The organism is Novosphingobium sp. BL-A-41-Hi4A-0G (assembly GCF_055521735.1).
The window spans coordinates 972966-995745 of record NZ_CM145501.1 but is presented as its reverse complement, the minus strand read 5'-3'; the positions used below and the strand labels follow the sequence as shown (position 1 = coordinate 995745).

General features: G+C 63.1%; 23 protein-coding genes. 12 read left to right on the top strand and 11 right to left on the bottom strand.

What is annotated here, in order from left to right:
* Window positions 1-3: 3 nt before the first annotated feature.
* The 5 genes from ACZ1JX_RS04835 to ACZ1JX_RS04815 form a co-directional block, all read right to left on the bottom strand.
* Window positions 4-531, bottom strand: coding sequence for a DUF1254 domain-containing protein (locus tag ACZ1JX_RS04835; RefSeq protein WP_465125645.1), 528 nt, complete (start codon window positions 529-531; stop codon window positions 4-6).
* Entirely contained in the window at window positions 528-1127 is a 600-nt protein-coding gene (locus tag ACZ1JX_RS04830) for a DUF1214 domain-containing protein (RefSeq protein WP_465125644.1), read from the bottom strand. The genes ACZ1JX_RS04835 and ACZ1JX_RS04830 overlap by 4 nt, the downstream gene beginning before the upstream one ends.
* On the bottom strand, window positions 1117-2208 hold the full coding sequence (locus ACZ1JX_RS04825; protein WP_465125643.1) for an Rv3169 family protein: 1092 nt from the start codon (window positions 2206-2208) through the stop codon (window positions 1117-1119). Before ACZ1JX_RS04825 ends, ACZ1JX_RS04830 begins: the two co-directional genes overlap by 11 nt.
* Complete coding sequence (locus ACZ1JX_RS04820) at window positions 2208-3296, bottom strand: phosphotransferase family protein (protein WP_465125642.1); 1089 nt, start codon at window positions 3294-3296, stop codon at window positions 2208-2210. Before ACZ1JX_RS04820 ends, ACZ1JX_RS04825 begins: the two co-directional genes overlap by 1 nt.
* A gap of 76 nt (window positions 3297-3372) precedes the next feature.
* Window positions 3373-3597: a hypothetical protein gene (locus ACZ1JX_RS04815; protein ID WP_465125641.1), complete on the bottom strand. Its 225-nt coding sequence runs from the start codon at window positions 3595-3597 to the stop codon at window positions 3373-3375.
* Between the two features lie 329 nt (window positions 3598-3926).
* Between ACZ1JX_RS04815 and ACZ1JX_RS04810 the strand changes: the two genes are divergently transcribed.
* Entirely contained in the window at window positions 3927-4454 is a 528-nt protein-coding gene (locus ACZ1JX_RS04810) for a MarR family transcriptional regulator (protein ID WP_465125640.1), read from the top strand.
* Window positions 4455-4516: 62 nt separating this feature from the next.
* On the opposite strand, the gene eno is transcribed toward ACZ1JX_RS04810, so the two are convergent.
* Window positions 4517-5803: a phosphopyruvate hydratase gene (gene eno / locus ACZ1JX_RS04805; RefSeq protein ID WP_465125639.1), complete on the bottom strand. Its 1287-nt coding sequence runs from the start codon at window positions 5801-5803 to the stop codon at window positions 4517-4519.
* A 224-nt stretch (window positions 5804-6027) separates the two neighbouring features.
* Between eno and ACZ1JX_RS04800 the strand changes: the two genes are divergently transcribed.
* The 5 genes from ACZ1JX_RS04800 to ACZ1JX_RS04780 all read left to right on the top strand — a co-directional run bounded on the left by ACZ1JX_RS04800 (window position 6028) and on the right by ACZ1JX_RS04780 (window position 8128).
* Entirely contained in the window at window positions 6028-6609 is a 582-nt protein-coding gene (locus tag ACZ1JX_RS04800) for a hypothetical protein (RefSeq protein WP_465125638.1), read from the top strand.
* Window positions 6610-6637: 28 nt separating this feature from the next.
* Window positions 6638-7018: a phage holin family protein gene (locus tag ACZ1JX_RS04795; RefSeq protein WP_465125637.1), complete on the top strand. Its 381-nt coding sequence runs from the start codon at window positions 6638-6640 to the stop codon at window positions 7016-7018.
* Window positions 7015-7299 carry a hypothetical protein gene (locus ACZ1JX_RS04790; RefSeq protein WP_465125636.1) on the top strand — a complete coding sequence of 95 codons (285 nt, stop codon included), beginning with the start codon at window positions 7015-7017 and terminating at the stop codon, window positions 7297-7299. Before ACZ1JX_RS04795 ends, ACZ1JX_RS04790 begins: the two co-directional genes overlap by 4 nt.
* A gap of 1 nt (window position 7300) precedes the next feature.
* The gene (locus ACZ1JX_RS04785) at window positions 7301-7801 is read left to right on the top strand and encodes a hypothetical protein (RefSeq protein ID WP_465125635.1); all 501 of its coding nucleotides are present in this window, start codon (window positions 7301-7303) and stop codon (window positions 7799-7801) included.
* Window positions 7802-7906: 105 nt separating this feature from the next.
* Complete coding sequence (locus tag ACZ1JX_RS04780) at window positions 7907-8128, top strand: DUF4170 domain-containing protein (RefSeq protein WP_465125634.1); 222 nt, start codon at window positions 7907-7909, stop codon at window positions 8126-8128.
* 66 nt (window positions 8129-8194) lie between these two features.
* Here the strand turns inward: ACZ1JX_RS04780 and greA are convergent, their stop codons facing one another.
* The 3 genes from greA to carA all read right to left on the bottom strand — a co-directional run bounded on the left by greA (window position 8195) and on the right by carA (window position 13658).
* On the bottom strand, window positions 8195-8671 hold the full coding sequence (greA, locus tag ACZ1JX_RS04775) for a transcription elongation factor GreA (RefSeq protein WP_144901217.1): 477 nt from the start codon (window positions 8669-8671) through the stop codon (window positions 8195-8197).
* A 133-nt stretch (window positions 8672-8804) separates the two neighbouring features.
* Window positions 8805-12128: a carbamoyl-phosphate synthase large subunit gene (gene carB, locus ACZ1JX_RS04770; protein WP_465125633.1), complete on the bottom strand. Its 3324-nt coding sequence runs from the start codon at window positions 12126-12128 to the stop codon at window positions 8805-8807.
* A gap of 354 nt (window positions 12129-12482) precedes the next feature.
* Entirely contained in the window at window positions 12483-13658 is a 1176-nt protein-coding gene (gene carA, locus ACZ1JX_RS04765; protein WP_465125632.1) for a glutamine-hydrolyzing carbamoyl-phosphate synthase small subunit, read from the bottom strand.
* Between the two features lie 161 nt (window positions 13659-13819).
* On the opposite strand from carA, the gene ACZ1JX_RS04760 reads away from it, so the two are divergent.
* From ACZ1JX_RS04760 to ACZ1JX_RS04745, 4 genes are all read left to right on the top strand, one after another.
* Complete coding sequence (locus tag ACZ1JX_RS04760; protein ID WP_465125631.1) at window positions 13820-14275, top strand: GatB/YqeY domain-containing protein; 456 nt, start codon at window positions 13820-13822, stop codon at window positions 14273-14275.
* A gap of 7 nt (window positions 14276-14282) precedes the next feature.
* Window positions 14283-16148, top strand: a complete 1866-nt coding sequence (gene dnaG / locus ACZ1JX_RS04755) for a DNA primase (RefSeq protein WP_465125630.1) — start codon at window positions 14283-14285, stop codon at window positions 16146-16148.
* Between the two features lie 64 nt (window positions 16149-16212).
* On the top strand, window positions 16213-18219 hold the full coding sequence (gene rpoD, locus ACZ1JX_RS04750; protein WP_465125629.1) for an RNA polymerase sigma factor RpoD: 2007 nt from the start codon (window positions 16213-16215) through the stop codon (window positions 18217-18219).
* Window positions 18220-18232: 13 nt separating this feature from the next.
* The gene (locus ACZ1JX_RS04745) at window positions 18233-19048 is read left to right on the top strand and encodes an FkbM family methyltransferase (RefSeq protein ID WP_465125628.1); all 816 of its coding nucleotides are present in this window, start codon (window positions 18233-18235) and stop codon (window positions 19046-19048) included.
* 22 nt (window positions 19049-19070) lie between these two features.
* Here the strand turns inward: ACZ1JX_RS04745 and ACZ1JX_RS04740 are convergent, their stop codons facing one another.
* Together ACZ1JX_RS04740 and ACZ1JX_RS04735 are read right to left on the bottom strand one after the other, a co-directional pair.
* Window positions 19071-19526, bottom strand: a complete 456-nt coding sequence (locus ACZ1JX_RS04740; RefSeq protein WP_465125627.1) for a DUF3237 domain-containing protein — start codon at window positions 19524-19526, stop codon at window positions 19071-19073.
* Window positions 19523-20815: a flavin-dependent oxidoreductase gene (locus ACZ1JX_RS04735; RefSeq protein WP_465125626.1), complete on the bottom strand. Its 1293-nt coding sequence runs from the start codon at window positions 20813-20815 to the stop codon at window positions 19523-19525. Before ACZ1JX_RS04735 ends, ACZ1JX_RS04740 begins: the two co-directional genes overlap by 4 nt.
* A 202-nt stretch (window positions 20816-21017) precedes the next feature.
* Between ACZ1JX_RS04735 and rpiB the strand changes: the two genes are divergently transcribed.
* Complete coding sequence (gene rpiB, locus ACZ1JX_RS04730) at window positions 21018-21455, top strand: ribose 5-phosphate isomerase B (RefSeq protein ID WP_465125625.1); 438 nt, start codon at window positions 21018-21020, stop codon at window positions 21453-21455.
* A 14-nt stretch (window positions 21456-21469) separates the two neighbouring features.
* Window positions 21470-22780 (top strand): serine hydroxymethyltransferase, encoded by a 1311-nt coding sequence (gene glyA / locus ACZ1JX_RS04725; RefSeq protein ID WP_465125624.1) that lies wholly within the window; start codon window positions 21470-21472, stop codon window positions 22778-22780.

The window sequence follows — 22780 nt, the reverse complement described above, 5'->3', positions numbered from 1 at the left end:
CGCCTAGCCGAGAGGCGCGCAGGTATCCAACCGGCGCGCCTTGTCCGCCACTTCGAACGCAGCCTGCGTTGGCGCCAGCCTGCGGTCGAGGATGATGCCACGGGTCGTCGGTGTGGTGATCACAGGCTCTTGGCCGGGATGCACCAGCTTATGTTCCTTCTGAAGAACGAAGCGTATCCCCTTGGGGCTCCCGATGGAATCCATCACGGCGACATTGTCGGTGTTCCCGGCAAAGACCGACACCGAGACATAGCCACCGCCGGGCGTCGCGGGAACGTCAACCAGTATCGGCCCGTTCGATAGATCATAGACGCAGCTGGCATAGGCCAGGTCCGGCGAAGGCCGCACCACCCAGCGCGAAGCCGAGGTCGTGCGATCCGAAAAGCGGAATGCGTTGATCAGCTTCCCGTCTTCGGAAAGTTTTGTCATCGCCAGATGCATGATCGCGTTGGGGGCGAGGAAGATCGTGCCCAAATGCCCGATCCCGGCCGCCGCGACGAAGGCGAGCAGATAACGCAACGCGGGCTTCATTGTGGATCTCCGCAAGAGACGCGCTCCACCTTGGGGAACGGTATGGTGCCGAAATCCTGCTGCGCCTGGGGTGTGGGATTGTAGATGCGCAAGGTCAGGTCGAACTTTCCAGCCTTGCGGGTGGAAAGCCATGGCATCGCCGGATTACGGCTTGGTCCCGCCTCTGCCTGCCATGCTCCGTTCGCATCCGGCCGGACTTCCGACGCATCGACCGAAAGGGCATCGTCGTTGTTCTCCGGCAGGTAATCGTCCGCCGCATAAGCGGTTATCGACCACCAGCGCCCCGGTAGCGGCCCGCCCGAGAGCCGATAGTGACACCCCTCGCGCAAGGGCTCACCCAGATCATCGACCTTGCGCGTGAAGTAGATCGCCTGGCTGCGATTGAGCGCCAGCAACCCGGTCAATGCCACGCGTGCGCGCAACATGGGGCCAGCCTCGCTGGACCCAGTCACCCGGCTTCCCGACCAGCCCATGTGCTCTTCGCTGCCCATGCCGAAATGCTTCATCGACACGAACGCAGACGCCGCTCCCGCAAACAGGCCCAGCGTGATGACGCCCGCCAGTTTGAGCGCGGAATACCTGCTGCTAGCCGGCATCGAAGTACTCCTTCAGTCCCCACGGCTCGTAGGGGCCGATCACCAGTTGCTCGAACCCGCCGATCCCGACCTCCCCATCGCTGGTTGTGACGCGCGAGATCATCTGCACGTGCAGGTTCTCGAGGCTTGGAACCATCGGATCAAGCGTGGCGAGCAGGAAGTCCTCGCGTTCAACGGCAAGCGCTCCATGGTACAGCCCGTGACCCCACTTGGGACTGGTGTACCCCAGCCCGCGCATCTGGAAGCGCAGCACAGGCTCGAAAGTCAGTTCGAGCGGCCCCTCCGGCCGCTGCACCGTGAGCGTGCCGCTGGCGGGCCAGCGTGTGCCCGGCTGCATCGGGGATGTCATCCCGCATGAGGGTGTCTCGTAGAAGCCGTCATGCCCTGCCCCGTCCGGCGCGATGACGGCCCGCGTGTTCCACGGCGCGCCACGACGGTCGGCATTGACGTGGAAGAACAGGCTGCGGGTGGGCAGATTGACCGGGGTCCACTGCCAGAAGAAGCTGCTGACCACGCCGTGTCCGTGCGGTTGCGCGTCGGACGTTCCGACCGGACGCACGCCCCAGCTGCGGTCCCGCGTGCCGCAGGTGCCGGGCGCAAGATCGGTGCGCTTGCCGTCGATCTCGATCCAGCCGGTGTAGTGTCCGTTCTGGGTCAGACGCGTGTAGTCCATGAACGTGCGCGGACCGATCCGGTAAGTGAAGCGCGGCTCCTCGATCGGGAACGCACGACCGGTGAAGGTCAGTTCGGCACTCAGCCCTTCCCCGGAGACTCTTACCCGCAAGACCTTCAACGGCTCGATCACCTCAATGCTGATCGGCCCCACGGTCAGGTCGAAGCGCTCCATGTTGAGTTCGCGCGAAGCATGAAGATTGTGCTGTACCCCATCGCGAATGCACGAGAAATGCGCATCGGCAACATTGAGATGCGGATAGATTCCGAAGGCGACCGCAAAGAAGCCAGAGCCATCAGGCGCATAGCCATTGAAGAAGTACCGATCGTAGAAGTTCCGGTCGGTCCCTGCATAGGCCACCGGCTCGGGCGTCTGATGCAGCGGAAAATCGTCACCCTTGGTCAACATCAGGCGTGCTCCATCCGGCGCTTCAAGGCACCAAGGCTGTCATGTTCGAGCGCAAGTTCGCAGGCGCCCCGCGCCATCGACAGGAAGTTCGCATCGCCCCGTTCGGTGCGCACCACGAAGGCGGCACTGAATACGGCGGTCGACACCCCATGCAGCGCGCCGATGCGGTAATCGTCCCAAATGCCCTCGCGCGTCAGCGGGACCCCCAGCCTGGTCATCTCGGCGCAATACAGGTCCAGAAGCGCCGCTTCGTTCGGACGCCGCAAGGCAGACCCCGTGCCGCAACCGAGGAAGTAGCCGATGTCGGTCAGCCCGCAGCCGACCGCAGAAGTCTGCCAGTCGACCAGCGCGATCGGCTCTGCGCCGCCCCTGATCCCGAACAGCATGTTGTCGAGCCGGAAGTCGCCATGCAGGAAGCAGCGGCTCGAATGCTTGCGGTCGAACCAGAGGTCGAGGTTGTCGTTCAGCGTCTCGCAAATGGCCATGAGTTCGGGCTCAAGCAGATCGGCGTAGCGCTCGCGAAAGATCGCCTGGGCTTGGGGATAGAGCGCGCGCAGTGAAGCGCTGGCCTGCGGATCGAGCTGCAGCCATTCCGCGTCAAGCACCGGATGATCGCGGGTCGGGGCATGAAGGGCAGCGGCCTGAAGCATGGCCTGCTCGGCCTCCGCCAAAGTGCAGCCAACCAGCTGATTCCCAGCCGCGCATGGTCCGAGGTCTTCAAACAGCAGCACGAAATCGCACCCGTTCGCGTCAAGTTCGGCCGCGTGGACCTTCGGCACCCGCATGGCCGAAAGCGAAGCGACCTCGCGGTAGAACATCACCTCGCGCGAATAGAGCGAGAAGGCCGCTGCAGTCTGGCGGCTAGTGGGATCGCTCGACGGGAACTTGGCCGCGACCGACGTCGGTGCCCCGTTCGTCTCGCCATCGTATGACAGCGTGAAGCGGGCGGTATCGCCGACCTGCCCTGTCCCGATCGAGACCCACGCGATGCTTCTGATCCGGGCATCACCGAGCAGCCCGCCCCGCGCGAATTGCGCCTCCAGCCAAGCCGCATCGACCTCATCCGGCCGCGTCGGAAAATCAGCCATCTCTTGTCTCCCATGGTCAGGCTGACAGAGACTGCAGGCCTTTGGAAGAGGCATTCAAATGACCGATTAACTCAGGTCACTCCGGAACGCCCGACAACGCCACCGGTTCGGTCTGCATAAGTTCAGCGAGCAGGAGCGTGAGAATGGATGGCCCAATCGAATGGATCGCAGCAATCGGCACGATCATCGCTGCCGCGCTCGTCGCGGCAGACATCGGCCGTCGGTGGACCGGATGGGGCTTCGTTTTGTTCATGGCCGTTTCGATCACCTGGATCATTTCCGGCGCTTTGAATTCGGCCATATCACTGGTGATCCAGAATATTGCCCTGCTGGGAATCAATGGTTGGGGGGTCTGGCGCTACCTGTTGAATCCGGATCGGAGCCAACTCCCAGCCAAAGGCAGCTAAATTGGTCCGTAACGGCGGTATAGTCTTCCGAGATAGATCGAGAAACTTCGCCAATACTCTGATTTGGCTGGAAATTTACGCAAGAAGCATCCTGATTAAGCGAGATCGCTTAGGGCAATCACGGATGGTTCTAGCCCTCAGGTTAGCCAATGTCGTGTCTGCCATGACCGTTGGGCGAACGGTCGCGGCAGCGCAATAGGGGTTGCGCCACAGGGGTGCGGAGATGGGCAAGGAACAACTGAGATCGAAGGCACGGCGGCTCATCGCAACCGCCAATGAATTGCTGGCCATCGCACACGAACTGGAATTGAGCGAAGGCGACGGCCGCACCGACGAGGTGGCCAGCGCGCACAGCGTCAAGGACAGCCCGGTTTGGGCAGAGGTTGCGCGCACGGCCTATCGCGACAGACGACGGCGAGCGAACATCTTCCGCGATGCGACCCTGTTTGGAGAACCTGCCTGGGACATCCTGCTCGACCTGTTCATTGCGGCCAAGGAACGTAAACGCCTCCCCGTAACCAGCGCCTGCATCGGAGCAGCGGTCCCCGCCACGACTGCGCTTCGCTGGCTGACCGTGCTCGAGGACAAGGGGCTCATCCTGCGCGAGAACGACATGAGCGACGCGCGACGCGTTTTCGTGCGCCTTTCAGCCGATGGTTACGAGAAGATGGTGGCCTATTTCTCTGAGGTCGCAGGCGACATGCGCAGCGAAGAGAACGTGGAACCACCTTCCCTGAGGGTCGCCCACTAGGGCAGACGCAAAAAAGGCGGCCTCCGGAAGGAAGCCGCCCCTTTGATACGTCAATCGAACGATCAGGCGCCGAGACGACCGAACGCTGCCTTGCCCGCGTAACGCGCCGAAACGCCCAGTTCTTCCTCGATGCGGATGAGCTGGTTGTACTTGGCGAGACGGTCCGAACGGGCGAGTGAGCCGGTCTTGATCTGGCCGCAGTTGGTCGCAACCGCGAGATCAGCGATGGTCGCATCCTCAGTCTCGCCCGAACGGTGCGACATCACTGCGGTGTAGCCGTTGCGCTGCGCGATCGAGACGGCCTCGAGCGTTTCGGTCAGCGAGCCGATCTGGTTGACCTTGACGAGGAGCGAGTTCGCCAGCCCCTTGCCGATGCCCATTTCAAGGCGCTTCGGATTGGTCACGAACAGGTCGTCACCCACCAGCTGCACGCGCTTGCCAACCTTCGCGGTGAGCGCGGCCCAGCCTTCGAAGTCGTCCTCGCTCATGCCATCTTCGATCGAGATGATCGGATAAGCGTCGCACAGTGCGGCGAGGTAATCGGCCATGGCGTCGGGCGAGAGCGAGAGGCCTTCGCCGCTGATCTCGTACTTGCCGTTCTTGAAGAACTCGGTCGCGGCGCAGTCGAGCGCGAGCATCATGTCCACGCCCGGCTTGAACCCGGCCTTTTCGATCGAGGCCATCACGAAATCGAGCGCATCGCGGGTGCTGGCAAGGTTCGGGGCAAAGCCGCCTTCGTCACCCACTGCGGTTGCAAGGCCCTTCTCGTGCAGGCCCTTCTTGAGGGTGTGGAAGACTTCGGCGCCCCAGCGCACGGCCTCGGCAAGCGAAGGTGCGCCGACTGGCATGATCATGAATTCCTGGAAGTCGATCGGATTGTCGGCATGCTCGCCGCCGTTGATGATGTTCATCATCGGCACCGGCAAAACATGGGCCGCAACGCCGCCGACATAGCTGTAGAGCGGCAACCCGCGCGCGTCGGCTGCGGCCTTCGCCACGGCAAGGCTGGTGCCGAGGATCGCGTTTGCGCCCAGGCGGCCCTTGTTCTCGGTGCCATCGAGTTCGATCATCGCAAGATCGATGTCGCGCTGGTCTTCGGCGTCCATGCCGAGGATGCATTCGGCGATGTCCGAATTCACCGCCGTCACGGCCTTGGTCACGCCCTTGCCAAGATAGCGCGACTTGTCACCATCGCGCAGTTCCACCGCTTCGTGAGCGCCGGTCGAGGCACCCGAGGGAACGGCGGCGCGGCCGAAGCTGCCGTCTTCCAGCAGAATATCAACTTCGACCGTGGGATTGCCACGGCTGTCGAGAATTTCACGCGCATGGATGTCGATGATCGCAGTCATGGTCTGCTCCCTGCTGGCTGGCGATAAATAGACGCCAAGGTTTGGCGCGGCTCCTATCGGCTGGAACCGTGGCAGGCAAGCCGCGTTTGCAGTGCAACATACCTATCCGGGGCGGTCATTGAGAGCTAGGCTCTTGCAATGAGCGCCAAGGGTCTAGCAAGATGGCGAAGACCGCCCATATCGAGGGTTCACAACCCGCGCGAACAGCCGAAGGGATACAAGACATGGCCGAGACCACGATGACCCCCGCAGACGCTCCCAAGAAGCGCAGCACCAAGAAGAAGATCGATGACGCGGTGATGGCGGCAACGGCCTCAGCCGAAACGGCGGCGGAATCGGCCAGGGGTCGTTTCAGCAAGGCGATCGAGGAAGCCAAGGCCGGTGCCGAAGCACTGAAGGGCGAAGCTCTCGAAAAGGGCGCGGCTTACAAGGCGAAGGTCAGCGGCACGACCTCTGACTGGGTCGACGAAGCCAAGGTCTATGCAGGCCAGGCCAAGGAAAAGGGTGCCGCCCTCGCCGTCGAAGGCAAGGCCCGCGCCAGCGATGCCTTGGGGACGCTCGGCAAGACCATTTCGGACACTGCGGCCACCATCGATGAAAAGCTCGGCGTCCAGTACGGCGACTATGCGCGCAGCGCCGCACGCTCGATCCAGGAAACCGCAGCCAAGCTCGAAGCCAAGGACCTGGGTGAGCTGGGCGAGGACGTGAAGGAATTCGTGCGCAAGAGCCCGGGCGTCGCCATCGGCGTTGCCGCGATCGCAGGCTTCGCCATCGCGCGCCTGCTCTCGGGCGGATCGGACGACTGACGGCGTTGGCCCGGAAGGCCCGCGTCCGATGAGCGAGACGGAAACCATCGAAGCTACCCCCGAGACCGCCGCCGATGAAGGCATCGGCGGCGCGATCAGGGCGCTGATCGAAGACGGGCAGACGCTCGTCGAGGCGGAGATTGCCTATCGCAAGGCGCAGGCCAGTTACGGCTTGGGCGAGGCCAAGGCGATCGTCGTGTTGCTTCTGCTCGGACTTGCCTTTGCCTTTTTCACGCTGCTCGCGCTGGTCGTTGGCCTGCTCCTGGCCCTCGCGAGTTACGTGGGAGTCTGGGCTTCGCTCGCGATAGTTGGGGGAGTGTTGGGAATTCTGGCGGCTATCTGCCTCGCGCGGGCGGTCAAGCGAATGAGCTTTGCAAAACAAGCGCTTGGCGGAGTTTCGCAGCCATGAGCGACCCGGCAACGCTCAAAGCGGCCCGCGCCCTGCGTGACGACGCGCTCGCCGTGTTCAAGGGCGATCTCGACATAGCCAAACTGGAGGCTTCGCCCAAGCGCGTGAAAGAGCGCGCGCTCGACGAAGCATTCGAAATGATCGACACTGCCCGCGAAATTGCGGGCGAGAACAAGGCCGTAATCGGCGCGACGCTGGCAGCATTGCTCGCATGGTTCCTGCGCGAACCTTTGCAGCAACTGATCAAACGCGGCGCCGATATGGTCCGACCTGGAGATTGACATGCAAGACGACCTGACCCCGCCCGAAGCCGAAACCCTGCTCGACAAGGTCGATGCGGCCAAGGCACGGCTCGCAGCACGAACGGAAAGTTCCAAGTCGGTACAGGCAGTTAAGGGTCTGATCGAAGAGCATCCGGTGGCTTCGGTCGCCGCAGGTATCCTGCTCGGCGCGTTGGTCGCACGCGCTCTCCCCCGCCTTGGTGGCAAGAGCGATGCGGCCAAGGATGCGGCCGGGGGCTTGCGCAAGAGCGCGGCGGGCCTGGCATCCGTCGCAGGGAAGCTTGCCATCGACTACGCCACCCGCGCCCGCGATGCCGGCCGCGACGGGTTGCACAAGGTTGAGGAAGTATCAGAAACCGTTGGCGAAAAGATTGCTGGCAGCACCGAAGATGCCCGCCGCAAGGCCATCGACGTTTCCGAAATCGTCCGCTCCGCCGCTGTGGAGGCGAGCGAGGCGGCGCTGCGCAAGGTCAACGAGTTGACCTCGCGCATGAAGCATTGAGGCAAAAGGCGCGAAAAGCCGCCGAATACGACTATCGCTCACTTGCGCGGACCCGTGCTTTTTGTCAGTGGCGCGGACGAATCCTCCCCAAAGGAATAGTCGCCAATGCAAAAGCTGCACCTCGTTATGGGCGGGCGGGTTAAGGACCCGCAGGGCCTCGAATTCGTCGACCTCAAGGCTATCGATGTCGTGGGGGTTTTTCCCGACTATGCCAGCGCCGAAGAAGCATGGCGTGGCGCGGCGCAGCGCACGGTCGATGACGCCGAGATGCGTTACGTGATCGTGCACCTGCACCGCCTGCTCGAGCCGGAACTCCCCAAAGGCTGAGCGCGCACCAAAACAAAAAGGCCCCGGATCGCTCCGGGGCCTTTTTTGTTGATCCTCAGTGCAGGATCAGATGAATTCGATCTTCTGGACCAGATAGAACTTGTCGCCTGAGGGAACCGTAACTTCGATTTCCTCGTCGACCTTGCGACCGATCAGCGCCTTGCCCAGCGGCGAGTTGTAGCTGATCATGCCGTTCTTGGCGTCCGCCTCATAGGGGCCGACGATCTGGTACTTGACCGGCTTGTCGTCCTCGTCGAGCAGCGTCACGGTTGCGCCGAAGATGATCTTGTCGCCGGAAAGAGTCGACGGGTCGATGATCTGGGCGCGGCTCATCCGATCTTCGAGATCGGCAATCGTCGCCTCGACCTGGCCCTGACGCTCCTTCGCAGCGTGATATTCGGCGTTTTCCGAAAGATCCCCATGCGCGCGCGCTTCCTCGATCGCGTCAACGATCAGGGGGCGCTCCTCGCGCAGCGCCTTCAGCTCCGCGACAAGCCTTTCGTAGCCTCCCGCAAGCATCGGCAGCTTTTCGACACTCGCCATCCGTTAAGCCTCTTTCCTGTCACGCGCCCGGGTTGCCGCTACGGCATCCACGGGAAAACCTGTCCCCACCGGTCCTGTACCGAATGCACAGGGCCGGACCACCAAACTCTCGAAGCCGGGGGACTACCTAGGTTCAACCATAATAGTCCTGCAACGAACGCACTTCAAGTTCGGCCGAACGCAGAGCTTCGATAGCCTCCACGGCTGCGACCGAAGCGGCGGCCGTCGTGAAGTACGGAACGCGCGAGTTGAGCGCCGAGGCGCGGATCGATTGCGAGTCCTTGTGGCTCTGCCAGCCTTCGGTCGTGTTGAAAATCAACGCCATATCGCCATCGATGATCCGGTCGACGATGTGCGGACGGCCTTCGGCCACCTTGTTCACGCGCTCGACGATCACACCAGCGTCCGACAGGTAGCGTGCCGTACCACCCGTGGCGACGATCTTGAAACCGAGAGTGATCAGCTTGCGCACGGCAGGCAGGATCACCGGCTTGTCCGAATCCTTGACCGATACGAACACAGTTCCGGTCTGGGGCAACTTGGTCCCTGCGCCGAGCTGCGACTTGGCGAATGCCACGGCAAAGGTGCTGTCGATGCCCATGACTTCGCCGGTCGACTTCATTTCCGGCGAAAGCACCGGGTCAATGCCGGGGAAGCGCGCGAACGGGAATACCGCTTCCTTGACCGCCATGTAGTCGATCTCGCGCTTGATCGGCGGAAGATCGGCCAGCTTTACACCCGCCATGACGCGCGCAGCGAACTTGGCAATGGGCGTGCCCACGGCCTTGGCGACGAATGGCACGGTGCGGCTGGCGCGGGGGTTGACCTCGATCAGGTAGACCTCGCCATCCTTGATCGCGAACTGGATGTTCATCAGCCCGCGCACGTCGAGACCGCGCGCGAGCAGAACCGCCTGCCGCTCCATTTCGGCGATGATCTCGGCCGAGAGGCTGTAGGGCGGAATCGTGCAGGCGCTGTCGCCCGAGTGGATGCCTGCCTCTTCGATGTGCTGCATGACGCCCGCGACGGTCACGTCGGTGCCGTCAGCCAGCGCATCGACGTCGCATTCGATGGCATCGCGCAGGTACTGGTCGATCAGCACCGGGCTGTCGCCCGAAACCTGCACTGCGGTGGCGATGTAGTCGTCAAGCTGCGCCTGGCTGTCGACGATTTCCATGGCGCGGCCGCCGAGAACGTAGCTCGGACGGATCAGAACCGGATAGCCGATGCGGCTGGCAACGGCGACGGCTTCGTCACGGCTGCGGGCAATGCCGTTCATCGGCTGCTTGAGGCCGAGCTTGGCGACCAGCGCGGCAAAACGCTCGCGGTCTTCGGCAAGGTCGATCGAGTCCGGCGAGGTGCCGAGGATCGGAATGCCTGCATCCTGCAGTGCCTGCGCCAGCTTGAGCGGGGTCTGCCCGCCGAACTGCACGATCACGCCAACCAGTTCGCCCTTCGACTGTTCGACCGCGAGGATCTCCAGCACGTCTTCGGCGGTCAGCGGCTCGAAGTAGAGGCGGTCCGAGGTGTCGTAGTCGGTCGAGACGGTTTCCGGGTTGCAGTTGACCATGATGGTCTCGAACCCGGCATCGCCCAGCGCGTAGCAGGCGTGGCAGCAGCAGTAGTCGAACTCGATGCCCTGCCCGATGCGGTTCGGGCCGCCGCCGAGGATGACGATTTTCTTGCGGTCGGTAGGGGCGGATTCATTTTCCGGTTCGCCGAACAGCGCGCCTTCGTACGTGGAGTACATGTAGGGCGTGACGGCCTCGAACTCGGCGGCGCAGCTGTCGATGCGCTTGAACACCGGGCGCACGCCGAGCTTGTGGCGCAGGGCACGGACTTCGGCCTCACTGGTGGCACCGGCCATGGCGGACAGGACATCGTGGAGCAGGCCCGAGCGCTTGGCCTGGGTCTCACCCATGCCGCCCGCAACGCCGATGCCGCGCACGGCGAGCGTGGCAAGGCGCTTGTCCGAGAATCCCATCGCTTTGAGGCGGCGCAGCCCGGCAGCGTCGTTGGGCAGGCCGTCCTGCTGGATCTTCTGCTCTTCGGCGACGATCTCGGCGATGTGGCGCAGGAACCAGGGTTCGTACTTGGTGACGGCGTGGACTTCGTCGACCGAGAGCCCTTCGCGCAGCGCCTGAGCGATCACCAGCAGGCGATCAGGCGTGGCGCGGGCAAGCGCGGCCGTGATCTCGTCGCGGCTGGCGCCTTCGAGACCGACGACGCGGTTGAAGCCATCGAGGCCGGTTTCCAGCCCGCGCAGGGCCTTCTGCATCGATTCCTTGATGTTACGGCCAATCGCCATGACTTCGCCGACCGACTTCATCGCGGTGCCCAGCAGCGGCTCTGCGCCCTTGAACTTTTCGAAGGCGAAGCGCGGGATCTTGGTGACGACGTAGTCGATGGTGGGTTCAAACGCCGCCGGGGTGGCCCCGGTGATGTCGTTCATGATCTCGTCGAGCGTGTAGCCGACGGCGAGCTTGGCCGCGACCTTGGCGATCGGGAAACCGGTGGCCTTGGATGCCAGCGCCGAGGAACGCGACACGCGCGGGTTCATCTCGATCACGATCAGGCGGCCATCGGCGGGGTTCACCGCGAACTGGACGTTGGAACCGCCGGTTTCGACGCCAATCTCGCGCAGCACCGCGATGCTGGCGTTGCGCATGATCTGGTATTCCTTGTCGGTCAGCGTGAGCGCTGGCGCGACGGTGATGGAATCGCCGGTGTGGACGCCCATCGGATCGACGTTCTCGATCGAGCAGATGATGATGCAGTTGTCCTTCTTGTCGCGGACAACCTCCATCTCGTATTCCTTCCAGCCGAGGAGCGATTCCTCGATCAGGACTTCGGTGGTGGGCGAGGCTTCAAGACCGCCCTTCACGATCTTGACGAATTCGTCCTTGTTGTAGGCAATGCCGCCGCCGGTGCCGCCCATGGTGAAGCTGGGGCGGATGATCGAAGGCAGGCCCGTGCGTTCGAGGATCGCGAGCGCCTCGTCGATGGTGTGGGCTACGCCCGAGCGCGCGGATTCGAGGCCGATCTTGTCCATCGCCTCGCGGAAGCGCTGGCGGTCTTCGGCCTTGTCGATCGCATCGGCATTCGCGCCGATCATCTGGACGCCGAACTTCTCAAGCGTGCCATCGTTGAATAGCGCGAGCGCGGTGTTGAGCGCGGTCTGCCCGCCCATCGTCGGCAGCAACGCATCGGGGCGCTCCTTCTCGATGATCTTGGCGACAACTTCGGGCGTGATCGGCTCGACATAGGTCGCGTGCGCCATGTCCGGATCGGTCATGATCGTCGCGGGGTTCGAGTTGACCAGGATGATGCGATAGCCCTCTTCCTTGAGCGCCTTCACCGCCTGCGTGCCCGAATAATCGAACTCGCAAGCCTGGCCGATGATGATCGGCCCTGCGCCGATGATCAGGATCGATGAGATGTCAGTGCGTTTGGGCATCGTAGGCGGCCTTCAGGTTAACGTCGGTCGAGTGGAACATGTGCCCACACTTTGAACAAGCGCCCGGCTGTCTCCAAAGTTGCTTGGAATACAACGAGGCAAAAAGCTGGTCTTTGGCGTACTTCGGCTTAGCAGTCCCGTACGCTCGATAAACAAACCAAGCACAATCCGGACAGCGCAGATTAAACAACCAAGCTGCAGGCATAGCTGTGAACGCAGCAAGCAAAGCAATCCAAAACTGCCCTGTGACCCAAGACAGGACGATACCTGCCATCGCGAAGTACATTATGTACCGAGCAGGAACTTCCAATCGTCTAGCGATGCGAAGCCTAGATATTGTAGCGGTGCCGAGGCTCAACCCAACATCCCCACGAACTTCTCGAACAGGTAGAAGCTGTCCTGCGGTCCCGGTGATGCTTCAGGGTGGTACTGCACCCCGAACGCGCGCTTGCCCTTCACCGCGATGCCGCAGTTCGAGCCGTCGAACAGCGAGACGTGCGTTTCGATCACGTTGTCGCCCAGCGCGCCCGGTGCGTTGTCGACCGCAAAGCCGTGGTTCATCGAGGTGATCTCGACCACACCGTCTTCCATACGCTTGACCGGGTGGTTCGCGCCGCGATGCCCTTGGTGCATCTTGGTGGTGCGGGCGCCGGCGGCCAGCGCCAGCATCTGGTGGCCGAGGCAGATGCCGAAGACCGGCATGTCCATTTCGAGCAGCTTCTGGATTACCGGCACGGCATAAGCGCCCGTCGCCGCAGGATCGCCCGGGCCGTTCGACAGGAACACGCCATCGGGCTTGAGGGCGAGGATCGTCTCCAGCGAGATCTCGGCCGGAACCACCGTCACGGCCGCGCCTGCTGCCACGAGGTTGCGGAAGATATTGTCCTTCGCGCCGAAGTCCATGGCGACGACGTGGGGGCGCTTGTCGTGGGGGCTGCGGCCGAAGCCCTTGCCGAGATGCCAGATCGAGCCTTCCCAGGTCTCCTGACCATCGCGCGTGACGACGCGGGCAAGGTCCATGCCTTCGAGGCCGGGCCAGTTGCGCGCGCGCTCGACCAGCGCGGGGATATCGAATTCGCCCTTGGGATCGTGCGCGATCACCGCATTGGGTGCGCCGCTCATGCGGATGCGGCGGGTCAGCGCGCGGGTGTCGAGGCCCGAAATGCCGATCTTGCCCTGCTTTTCCATCCACTGCTGGAAATTGGCCACGGCGCGGAAGTTGGCAGGCGCAGTCACGTCCTCGCGCACCACGCAGCCGACAGCACCGGGCGTGTCATGGCTTTCCATGTCTTCGGGGTTCGTGCCGACGTTGCCGATGTGCGGGAAGGTGAAGGTCACGATCTGCGCCGCGTAGGACGGATCGGTCATCACTTCCTGATAGCCGGTCATTGCGGTGTTGAAGCAGACTTCGCCCACCGAAAGCCCGGTGGCACCGAAACCGCGTCCCCAGGCAACAGACCCATCGGCGAGAACGAGGACTCCCGTAGCGCCATCTGGTTGAGGCGCGTGCGAAAGTGCGGGGTCGGCCATGATATGGGGCGCTCCGTTGGCAGGGGTTCTGGCGATGTTGCTAAGGGGCGGCGGTTAGACCTGCATTGCCGCAGCGTCAACCTAGCGAAGTCTGAAAGTTTGGCCTACATTGGCGGCCTTCCGCTTTTTCCCGCGGACAACCTCACAGGAAATACGATTACATGATCCGCGACACCATCAAGGCCGCGCAGATTTCTGCCATGAAGGCGGGCGACAAGCCCCGCCTCGCCGCCGTCCGCCTGATCCTTGCCAAGCTGAAGGACAAGGATATCGAACTGCGCACTGCCTCGGCCGTGCCCGAGGACGACGTGCTCGTCACCGACGTGCTGCAGAAGATGGCCAAGCAGCGCCGCGAATCGATCACGCTCTACGAACAGGGCGGCAGGCAGGAGCTTGCCGACGTCGAGAAGGCAGAACTGGCAGTGATCGAGGAATTCCTGCCGCAGCAGATGGCCGAAGACGACGTAAAGGCCGCCATCGCCGCGCTGATCGCCGAAACGGGCGCTGCGGGGATGAAGGACATGGGCCGCGTCGTGGCCGCGCTGAAGGCCAGGCACGGCACGCAGCTTGATATGAGCAAGGCCAGCGGCCTGGTGAAGGCGGCGCTTTCGGTCTGATCGGACGATGACCCTCACCCCGCAATGGCTGGACGAGCTCCGCACCCGCATCTCGCTTTCGGGCGTAATCGGGCGGTCTGTTCGCGTGACCAAGGCGGGGCGGGAGTTCAAGGCGTGTTGCCCGTTCCACAACGAGAAGACGCCCAGCTTCACCATCAACGACGAAAAAGGCTTCTACCACTGCTTCGGCTGCGGCGCGCATGGCGACGTCATCCGCTGGATGACCGACCATCAGGGCCTGCCGTTCATGGATGCGGTGAAGGAACTGGCGCTGCAGGCGGGGATGGAAGTCCCTGCCCCCGATCCGCGCGCGGCCAAGAAGGCCGAGCAGCAGAAGTCGCTGCACGACGTGATGCAGGCCGCGCAGGACTTCTTCGTGCGTTGCCTTGGCGAGGAGCGCGGGAGCGAGGCGCGTCGATATCTCGCCTCGCGCGGGTTTCCGGCCCAGATCGTCCGCGAATTCGGCTTCGGCTTCGCGCCGGACAGCCGGACCGCCCTGAAGGAGGCGCTATCGGGCTTTCCGGACGAGATGCTGATCGAGGCGGGCCTCAGGATCGTGGTCGAGGGTAAAGAACCCTATGACCGATTCCGGGGTCGCCTGATGCTGCCGATTCTCGATCCGCGCGGACGTGTGATCGCGTTCGGCGGCAGAATCTTGAGCGCCGAGAAGACCGATGCTCCGAAATACCTGAACTCGCCCGACACACCGCTCTTCGACAAGGGGCGCACAGTCTACAACCTGCACCGCGCAGGGCCTGCCTCGCGGCAAAGCGGTCGCGTGGTGGTGGTCGAAGGATACATGGACGTGGTGGCGTTGGCGGCGGCGGGCATCGGCGAGGCCGTGGCACCGCTCGGCACCGCGCTGACCGAACACCAGATCGAACGGCTCTGGCGCCTGGTGGAAACGCCGACGCTATGCTTCGACGGCGATGCCGCCGGCCAGCGTGCGGCGATGAGGGCAATTACCCGCGCCCTGCCCCTGCTCCGCCCCGGCCATTCCTTGCGCATCACCACCCTGCCCGCGGGGATGGACCCGGATGACGTCGTCAAGAAGCAGGGGGCGGCGGCGATGGAAAGCCTGCTGCAAGGCGCGCGCAGCCTTGTCGACGTGTTGTGGGAAGCCGAGCGCGATGCCGCCCCGCTTGCCACACCAGAGGACAAGGCCGGGCTCAAGGCTCGGCTGCTTGCGCACTGCGAGACGATCCAGCACCCCGACATCAAATCGCTTTATCGCCGCGAGCTGACCGAGCGGTTTGGCGAACTCGCCTTCGCCCGCAAGGAGCGCGCGCCATTCCAGCCCCGGCAGGGCAGTGGAGGGCAGCGCGGCAAGGGCCAGCCGTGGAAGCCCGCCCCTGCTCCACTGGCAGAGCAGGACCGCGCGAAAATGCTGCGGATCGGCAACGGTCCCAGCACGAGCCTGCTGGCCGCCGTGCTCACAGGGCTTGTCCGCCATCCGCAGCACATCGGCCGCCATGCCGATTCGCTGGCGCGGCTTCAACCGGACGATGCCGATGCATCAGCGCTGATCGATACGCTGTTGATGGTCGCGGATACCGGGCAACCGCTTGAAAGCGAGGGTCTTGCCACCATATTGCTAGAACGAGGGCTTCGGCTCCCGTCGGCGCAGGATTACGCCGGAATGCGATTCGGCTTTCTTGCCAGCGGTGGTGATTCGGCGGGTGACGAGCTTGCCGAGGCAGTAGCTCTGCTGGTCGAGCTTCCGGCCGTCGAAGAGGCGCTTGGTGAGGCCACCAGACGCCACGAAACGGAGTTTTCCGACGAAAGCTTCGCCGAACAACAGAGATTGTTGCAGCGAAGGCTGGCATTGCTTGCCCGTTTGGGGCAAATGGGCCGTGCTCGTGCTGCGTTATAATTATAGCAATAGGCGCACCCGGGTCTGCCAAGGCCCGGCTCTCAGATGGTGGTACCTGGGTTAAATGGCTTCGAACGACAAGACCGACAATGGCGACGCTCCGCTTATTGATCTCAATGATGCTTCAATCCGGAAGCTGATTGCCCGCGCCAAGCGCAGGGGAATCATCACCGTTGATGAACTCAACGAAGCGCTGCCCCAGGACCAGATGTCTGCCGACCAGATCGAGGACATCATGGCCGCGATCTCGGAAATGGGCGTCAACATCGTCGAGAGCGACGAGGACGCGGTCGACCCTGAAGAGAAGGCGCAGGACGACGAACTCGATGAGGCGGAGACCACCGAGGACCGCCCCGACATCATCAAGCGCAAGGAAACGGTCGAACGGACCGACGATCCCGTGCGCATGTACTTGCGCGAGATGGGCGCGGTCGAACTGCTCAGCCGCGAAGGCGAAATCGCCATCGCCAAGCGCATCGAGGCCGGTCGCGACACGATGATCATGGGGCTGTGTGAAAGCCCGATTACCTTCCACGCGATCATTCAGTGGTCCGACGCACTCAACGCGGGCGAAATGCAGCTGCGCGAAATCCTCGATCTCGACGCGATGCTGTCCAAGGAGCCGCAGCCCGAGAACCTCTCGGAAGACGGTGAGGAAACCGGCGAGCCGGAAATCAGCGAAGCCACCGCCGGCCCGACCTTCAAGGAAGAAGAGGACGTCGAGGAAGAAGTCGCGTCCGATGACGAGGACGACGAACTGCGTGAGCGCCGCGCGCGTCCCGCTGAGGAAGAGGAAGAGGACAACACACTCAGCCTCGCCCAGATGGAAGCACAGCTGAAGCCTGCCGCGCTTGAGCGCTTTGCCGAGATCACCTCGCTGTTCCGCCAGTTCGAGAAGATCCAGGCCGAGCGTCTGGATGCGCTTGGCATGGGCAACGATTTCCCGCCTGCCAAGGAAGCGCAGTACCAGAAGCTGCGCGAAGACCTGACGGCGCAGGTGGAATCGGTGCAGTTCCACGCCTCGAAGATCGAATACCTCGTCGACAACCTCTATGCCTTCAACCGTCGCCTGACCACGCTTGGCGGCCAGATGCTGCGTTTGGCAGAGCGTCACAAGGTGCCGCGCAAGGACTTCCTCGACATGTACGTCGGGCACGAGCTGGACGACGGCTGGCTGCAGGCGCTCGCCACCCGTGACAAGAAGTGGGCTGCTTTCGCCGCCAACGAATCCGTGCCGGTCGAACGCATCCGCGCCGAGATTTCAGACATCGCTTCGGCCACCGGCATGTCGCTGGGTGAGTTCCGCCGCATCGTGAACATGGTCCAGAAGGGCGAGCGTGAAGCGCGCATCGCCAAGAAGGAAATGGTCGAGGCGAACCTTCGCCTCGTGATCTCGATCGCCAAGAAGTACACGAACCGCGGCCTGCAGTTCCTCGACCTTATTCAGGAAGGCAACATCGGCCTGATGAAGGCGGTCGACAAGTTCGAGTACCGCCGCGGCTACAAGTTCTCGACCTATGCCACGTGGTGGATCAGGCAGGCGATCACGCGCTCCATCGCCGATCAGGCCCGCACGATCCGCATTCCGGTCCATATGATCGAGACGATCAACAAGCTGGTCCGCACCAGCCGCCAGTTCCTGCACGAGCAGGGCCGCGAGCCGACGCCGGAGGAAATGGCCGAGCGTCTGTCGATGCCGCTCGAAAAGGTTCGCAAGGTGATGAAGATTGCCAAGGAGCCGATCTCGCTCGAAACGCCGATCGGCGACGAGGAAGATTCGCACCTCGGCGATTTCATCGAGGACAAGAACGCGATCATCCCGGTCGACGCGGCGATCCAGGCAAACCTCAAGGAAACGGTCACCCGCGTCCTTGCCAGCCTCACTCCGCGCGAAGAACGTGTTCTGCGCATGCGCTTCGGCATCGGCATGAACACCGATCACACGCTGGAAGAAGTCGGCCAGCAGTTCTCGGTGACGCGCGAACGTATCCGCCAGATCGAAGCAAAGGCTCTGCGGAAGCTCAAGCATCCGAGCCGCAGCCGCAAGATGCGTTCGTTCCTCGATCAGTAAGCACGCAGCGGGCATGGACGGTGAATCCTCAGGACCGGAACTGGACTGGGGTTACCGTCCTGAACCCTGGCCGCTGAGGGAACTTCGTCGCCAGTTCCGGGATCTGCAGACGCATTTTCCCGGTACCCGTGCCGCGAAGTTCGCAGCCTTCAATCTCGTCACCCGCCGTTTTGGCCTGTTTGCCGATCCGGAATTCCGGCTTCTGCGCAAGCTTGATCCACTTGGCCTTGCGCTCGATATCGGCGGCAACTGGGGGCAAAGTGTGGTGGCGCTGCAGCGCTATGCCCGGCCGGACCGGATCATCACACTCGAGCCGAATCCTGTTCTGGCGCAGCATCTGCGCATGCAGTTTGCAGACACTGGCAATGTGGACGTCATCGAGATGGGTCTGGGACTGACGGCCGGCCACCATCAGATGCATGTGCCGCGCTATCGCAACTACATTTATGACGGCATTGCATCGCTCGATCGCGACGCAGCCGTCGAGTGGCTCAATTCACGAAGAATCGCTCGCTTTTCAAGCAAGCATCTGTCGGTCGACAGTTTCACGGTCCAAGTCGAGCGTCTCGACGCCCTCAAGCTTGCCCCCGACCTGATCAAGATCGACGTTCAGGGCTTCGAGACGCAAGTGATCGGTGGCGGTCTTCAGACAATTGCCGATCACAAGCCCATCATGATCATCGAACGCCCCGACGAACAGGCAGTTGTCATTCTGGGCAAGCTTGGACTGTCACCATACGGCTGGAACGGTACGAGGCTGGTCGAAGGCGACCTTACCCGCAAGAACGCGATTTTTCTTTCAGACAAGCATCACGCCCTGGTCGCGTGACGGCCGGGGCTTGCCCGGTTTATCAGTCGACCCTGTATACCGCCAGCCGCACCGTGTTTCCGACTTTGCCTCCCTGCGCAAGGAACAAGGAGCGATTGACCCAGCAGTAAGCGGCGCTCCCGCTCTCCAGCCGGATCGCCGAGCGCATGTAGTATTCGCGAGGATCGACCTGCTCGCCATTGGCAATGCGAGCGTGAACCTCGGGCGAGGCATGGCGGATGCCCTGGCTGATGACCTCGACCACCGCGCCCTCGGCAGTCTCGATCGCATAGCGGGCATCGAGATCGGCTATCCCACCAGCCAGCACCGTCTGCCAATCAGCCCCGATCGGCAATATCCGTCCGGCCAGCAGTGGCCCGCTCGCAGTGCCGCCGATGATCGGAATGATGCGCCGCGTTCCCGCCGGGCAAGCCCCCATTTCGTGCGGGCGCGCAAGCTCGACAACCAGATCGGTCGCGTGAGTAAGTGCAATGGTCATGCGGGCACCTGACCCACACGCGCGCCTTCGGCAATCATGCGGGGGGCAGCGTTCAGCTTGTCCTTCGCAAAGCCTGCCGCCTGCTGGTAGGCGAGCATGAAGGCGCTGCGCTCCTGCGCCGGGATGATATCGTCGATGTTGTCGAACTGCCCCCCGCAGCGTTCGTCCACCATGTTGAGCAGGCCGAACGGCCCCGCACCGCGGTTGCGCATGGCGACCTGACCTATCGGACCGCAGAACTCGGCGTCGAACCGGGCAAGCGCCTCGGCCGTGACACCGCGTTCCAGCATGATCCGCCCGATCTGGCGGGCATCGACAATGGCCTGAGATGCGCCGTTCGAGCCTGTCGGATACATCGGATGCGCTGCATCGCCGATCAGGGCGACCGGCCCATCGACCCACGTCGGCAGCGGATCGCGGTCGATCATCGGGTTCTCGTAGGCGATGTCGGACTTGGCCAGAAGTTCCGGCAGGTTCAGCCAGTCATAGACGAAACCGTCGAATTCGCGCGCGAACTCCGAGAGTTCGACAGGGCGGAACCAGCCCGACTTGGTCCAGTCATGGTCTGTGTCATAGGTCTGCTCGGCAATCCAGTTGATGTCCGACAGGCCTTCGGCGTCCGGATGCGAAATCGGGTAGATCACGACGCGATGGCGGCTCGTGCCAAGACCCACAAACGAAGAGCCTGAACGGATCGGCACGCCCTTGGCCGTCCCCCGCCACATGATCGTGCCACCCCAGTGGATCGGTGGCTGATCGGGATGCATCTGCGCGCGAACCGACGAATGAATGCCGTCCGCACCGAACAGGAGCGTTCCGGCCACTTCCTCGACCACACCTGCGCGGTCCTCGACCAGAGCCGTCACGGTGCCATCGGCTTCCTTGCGATAGCCGGTGACCTTGCTGCCCAAACGTACCGCCTGTGGCCCCAGGCGTTCGATCACCTTGCGATAGAGAAGCATGTGGAATTCGCCGCGATGGACCGCGTACTGGTGCCATTTGTAGCCCGCGAGCTTGCCGCGCGGCTCGGCATAGATCTCGCGACCGTTCAGCCCGACCAGCGCCCATTCGCGCGCCGGGATGCCGACAGCATCCATCTCGTCCTCGCCGATGCCGAGGTCTTCCAACTCGCGTACGGCATTGGGCTGAAGGTTGATGCCGACGCCCAAGGGCTTCAATTCACGCACGGATTCGAACACCGTGCAGGAAACGCCGATCTGGTGGAGCGTCAGCGCGAGTACCAACCCGCCAATGCCGCCACCGGCAATGAGCACGTGTTCCTGCGGCATCCCCAATCCATCCCGTCCTGCATCAAACGCCGCGCCTCTACGCGCGTGAGGCCGGTGCCGCAACCGCATAGACAATCACACCTGTTAGGATGAGCCCCATCGGGCAGATTTCGCAGGTCGATTTGCGGTGGCTTGTTGCGCTGCAAGAGCTTATGGGCGCGCCAACGAATCCCGTAAAACCGCTGTCGAGACACGATCCCCCATGCGTATCGCCATCGCTTCCGACCATGCCGCCGTCGACCTGAAGGCCGAATTGCGCGAGTATCTGATCGGCCTCGGCCATGAAGTAGCCGACCTCGGACCCGAAACCGCTGATCGCGTCGATTACCCGGACTATGGCTACAAGCTGGCCGGTGTCGTCGCCGAAGGCATCGTCGATTATGGTGTGGCCCTGTGCGGTTCGGGCATCGGCATTTCCATTGCCGTCAATCGCAATGCAGCCTGCCGCTGCGCGCTGGTCTCCGAGCCTCTGTCCGCCGCCCTTGCCCGTGAGCACAACGATGCCAACGTGATCGCGATGGGCGCGCGCCTCACCGGTATCGACATGGCCAAGGCCTGCCTTGACGCATTCCTCTCCACCGAATTCGGCGGTGGCCGCCATGCCGGCCGCGTCGAAAAGCTTTCCAACCCAACCGTTTGAAGGAGCCCCCAGAGATGACCACCGCCACAGCAGCGCCGGAAATCCGCAAAGCCGGCTTCTTCACCGAGCATCTGGAAACGGCAGACGCTGAAGTCTTCGCCGCCATCAAGGGTGAACTGCACCGCCAGCAGACCAAGATCGAGCTGATCGCGTCCGAAAACATCACCAGCCGCGCCGTGCTCGAAGCCACCGGCTCGGTCTTCACCAACAAGTACGCCGAAGGCTATCCGGGCAAGCGCTACTACGGCGGCTGCGAATACGCCGACATCGTCGAGAACCTCGCGATCGAGCGCGCCAAGAAGCTGTTCGGCTGCAACTTCGCCAACGTCCAGCCCAACTCGGGCAGCCAGATGAACCAGGCCGTCTTCCTCGCGCTGCTTCAGCCGGGCGACAGCTTCATGGGGCTTGACCTCAACTCGGGCGGCCACCTCACTCACGGCTCGCCGGTCAACATGAGCGGCAAGTGGTTCAACGTGATCCCTTATGGCGTGCGCCCGGACGATCACCTGATCGACATGGACGAAGTTGCCCGCCTCGCTCGCGAGCACAAGCCCAAGCTGATCATCGCTGGCGGCACCGCCTATTCGCGCACTTGGGACTGGGCCGCCTTCCGCGCCATCGCCGACGAGATAGGCGCGTGGCTGCTGGTCGACATGTCGCACATCTCGGGCCTGGTCGCAGGCGGCGCCCACCCCTCGCCCTTCCCGCACGCCCACGTGGTCACCACCACCACGCACAAGTCGCTGCGTGGCCCGCGCTCCGGCGTAATCCTTACCAACGACGAGGATCTGGCCAAGAAGTTCAACACCGCCGTGTTCCCCGGCATGCAGGGTGGACCGCTGGTCCATGTCATCGCGGGCAAGGCGGTTGCCTTCGGCGAAGCCCTGCGCCCTGAATTCAAGGCCTATGCCCACCAGATCGTCAGCAATGCGAAGGCACTGGCCGAAAGCATCAAGGATGCAGGCCTCGGCATCGTCTCGGGCGGCACCGACAACCACCTCATGCTGGTTGACCTCACGCCCAAGGACGTGACCGGCAAGGCCGCCGAAAAGGGCCTCGATCGGGCCTGGCTCACCTGCAACAAGAACGGCGTTCCGTTCGACAAGCGCTCGCCCTTCGTCACCTCGGGCATCCGCCTTGGCACGCCTGCGGGCACGACCCGCGGTTTCCGCGAGGAAGAGTTCCGCACCATCGGCAAGCTGATCGTCGAAGTGGTCGACGGCCTTGCGCGCAATGGCGAAGAGGGCGATGGTCAGGTCGAACAGCGCGTGCGCGACCGTGTCGCCGAACTTTGCGCGCAGTTCCCGATCTATCCGGAGCTGTAA

Coding starts and splice junctions, on each gene's coding strand:
- ACZ1JX_RS04835 (WP_465125645.1), bottom strand. CDS start 531: ATGAAGCCCGCGTTGCGTTATCTGCTCGCCTTCGTCGCGGCGGCCGGG.
- ACZ1JX_RS04830 (WP_465125644.1), bottom strand. CDS start 1,127: ATGCCGGCTAGCAGCAGGTATTCCGCGCTCAAACTGGCGGGCGTCATC.
- ACZ1JX_RS04825 (WP_465125643.1), bottom strand. CDS start 2,208: ATGTTGACCAAGGGTGACGATTTTCCGCTGCATCAGACGCCCGAGCCG.
- ACZ1JX_RS04820 (WP_465125642.1), bottom strand. CDS start 3,296: ATGGCTGATTTTCCGACGCGGCCGGATGAGGTCGATGCGGCTTGGCTG.
- ACZ1JX_RS04815 (WP_465125641.1), bottom strand. CDS start 3,597: ATGGCCGAATTCAAAGCGCCGGAAATGATCCAGGTGATCGAAACGGCC.
- ACZ1JX_RS04810 (WP_465125640.1), top strand. CDS start 3,927: ATGGGCAAGGAACAACTGAGATCGAAGGCACGGCGGCTCATCGCAACC.
- eno (WP_465125639.1), bottom strand. CDS start 5,803: ATGACTGCGATCATCGACATCCATGCGCGTGAAATTCTCGACAGCCGT.
- ACZ1JX_RS04800 (WP_465125638.1), top strand. CDS start 6,028: ATGGCCGAGACCACGATGACCCCCGCAGACGCTCCCAAGAAGCGCAGC.
- ACZ1JX_RS04795 (WP_465125637.1), top strand. CDS start 6,638: ATGAGCGAGACGGAAACCATCGAAGCTACCCCCGAGACCGCCGCCGAT.
- ACZ1JX_RS04790 (WP_465125636.1), top strand. CDS start 7,015: ATGAGCGACCCGGCAACGCTCAAAGCGGCCCGCGCCCTGCGTGACGAC.
- ACZ1JX_RS04785 (WP_465125635.1), top strand. CDS start 7,301: ATGCAAGACGACCTGACCCCGCCCGAAGCCGAAACCCTGCTCGACAAG.
- ACZ1JX_RS04780 (WP_465125634.1), top strand. CDS start 7,907: ATGCAAAAGCTGCACCTCGTTATGGGCGGGCGGGTTAAGGACCCGCAG.
- greA (WP_144901217.1), bottom strand. CDS start 8,671: ATGGCGAGTGTCGAAAAGCTGCCGATGCTTGCGGGAGGCTACGAAAGG.
- carB (WP_465125633.1), bottom strand. CDS start 12,128: ATGCCCAAACGCACTGACATCTCATCGATCCTGATCATCGGCGCAGGG.
- carA (WP_465125632.1), bottom strand. CDS start 13,658: ATGGCCGACCCCGCACTTTCGCACGCGCCTCAACCAGATGGCGCTACG.
- ACZ1JX_RS04760 (WP_465125631.1), top strand. CDS start 13,820: ATGATCCGCGACACCATCAAGGCCGCGCAGATTTCTGCCATGAAGGCG.
- dnaG (WP_465125630.1), top strand. CDS start 14,283: ATGACCCTCACCCCGCAATGGCTGGACGAGCTCCGCACCCGCATCTCG.
- rpoD (WP_465125629.1), top strand. CDS start 16,213: ATGGCTTCGAACGACAAGACCGACAATGGCGACGCTCCGCTTATTGAT.
- ACZ1JX_RS04745 (WP_465125628.1), top strand. CDS start 18,233: ATGGACGGTGAATCCTCAGGACCGGAACTGGACTGGGGTTACCGTCCT.
- ACZ1JX_RS04740 (WP_465125627.1), bottom strand. CDS start 19,526: ATGACCATTGCACTTACTCACGCGACCGATCTGGTTGTCGAGCTTGCG.
- ACZ1JX_RS04735 (WP_465125626.1), bottom strand. CDS start 20,815: ATGCCGCAGGAACACGTGCTCATTGCCGGTGGCGGCATTGGCGGGTTG.
- rpiB (WP_465125625.1), top strand. CDS start 21,018: ATGCGTATCGCCATCGCTTCCGACCATGCCGCCGTCGACCTGAAGGCC.
- glyA (WP_465125624.1), top strand. CDS start 21,470: ATGACCACCGCCACAGCAGCGCCGGAAATCCGCAAAGCCGGCTTCTTC.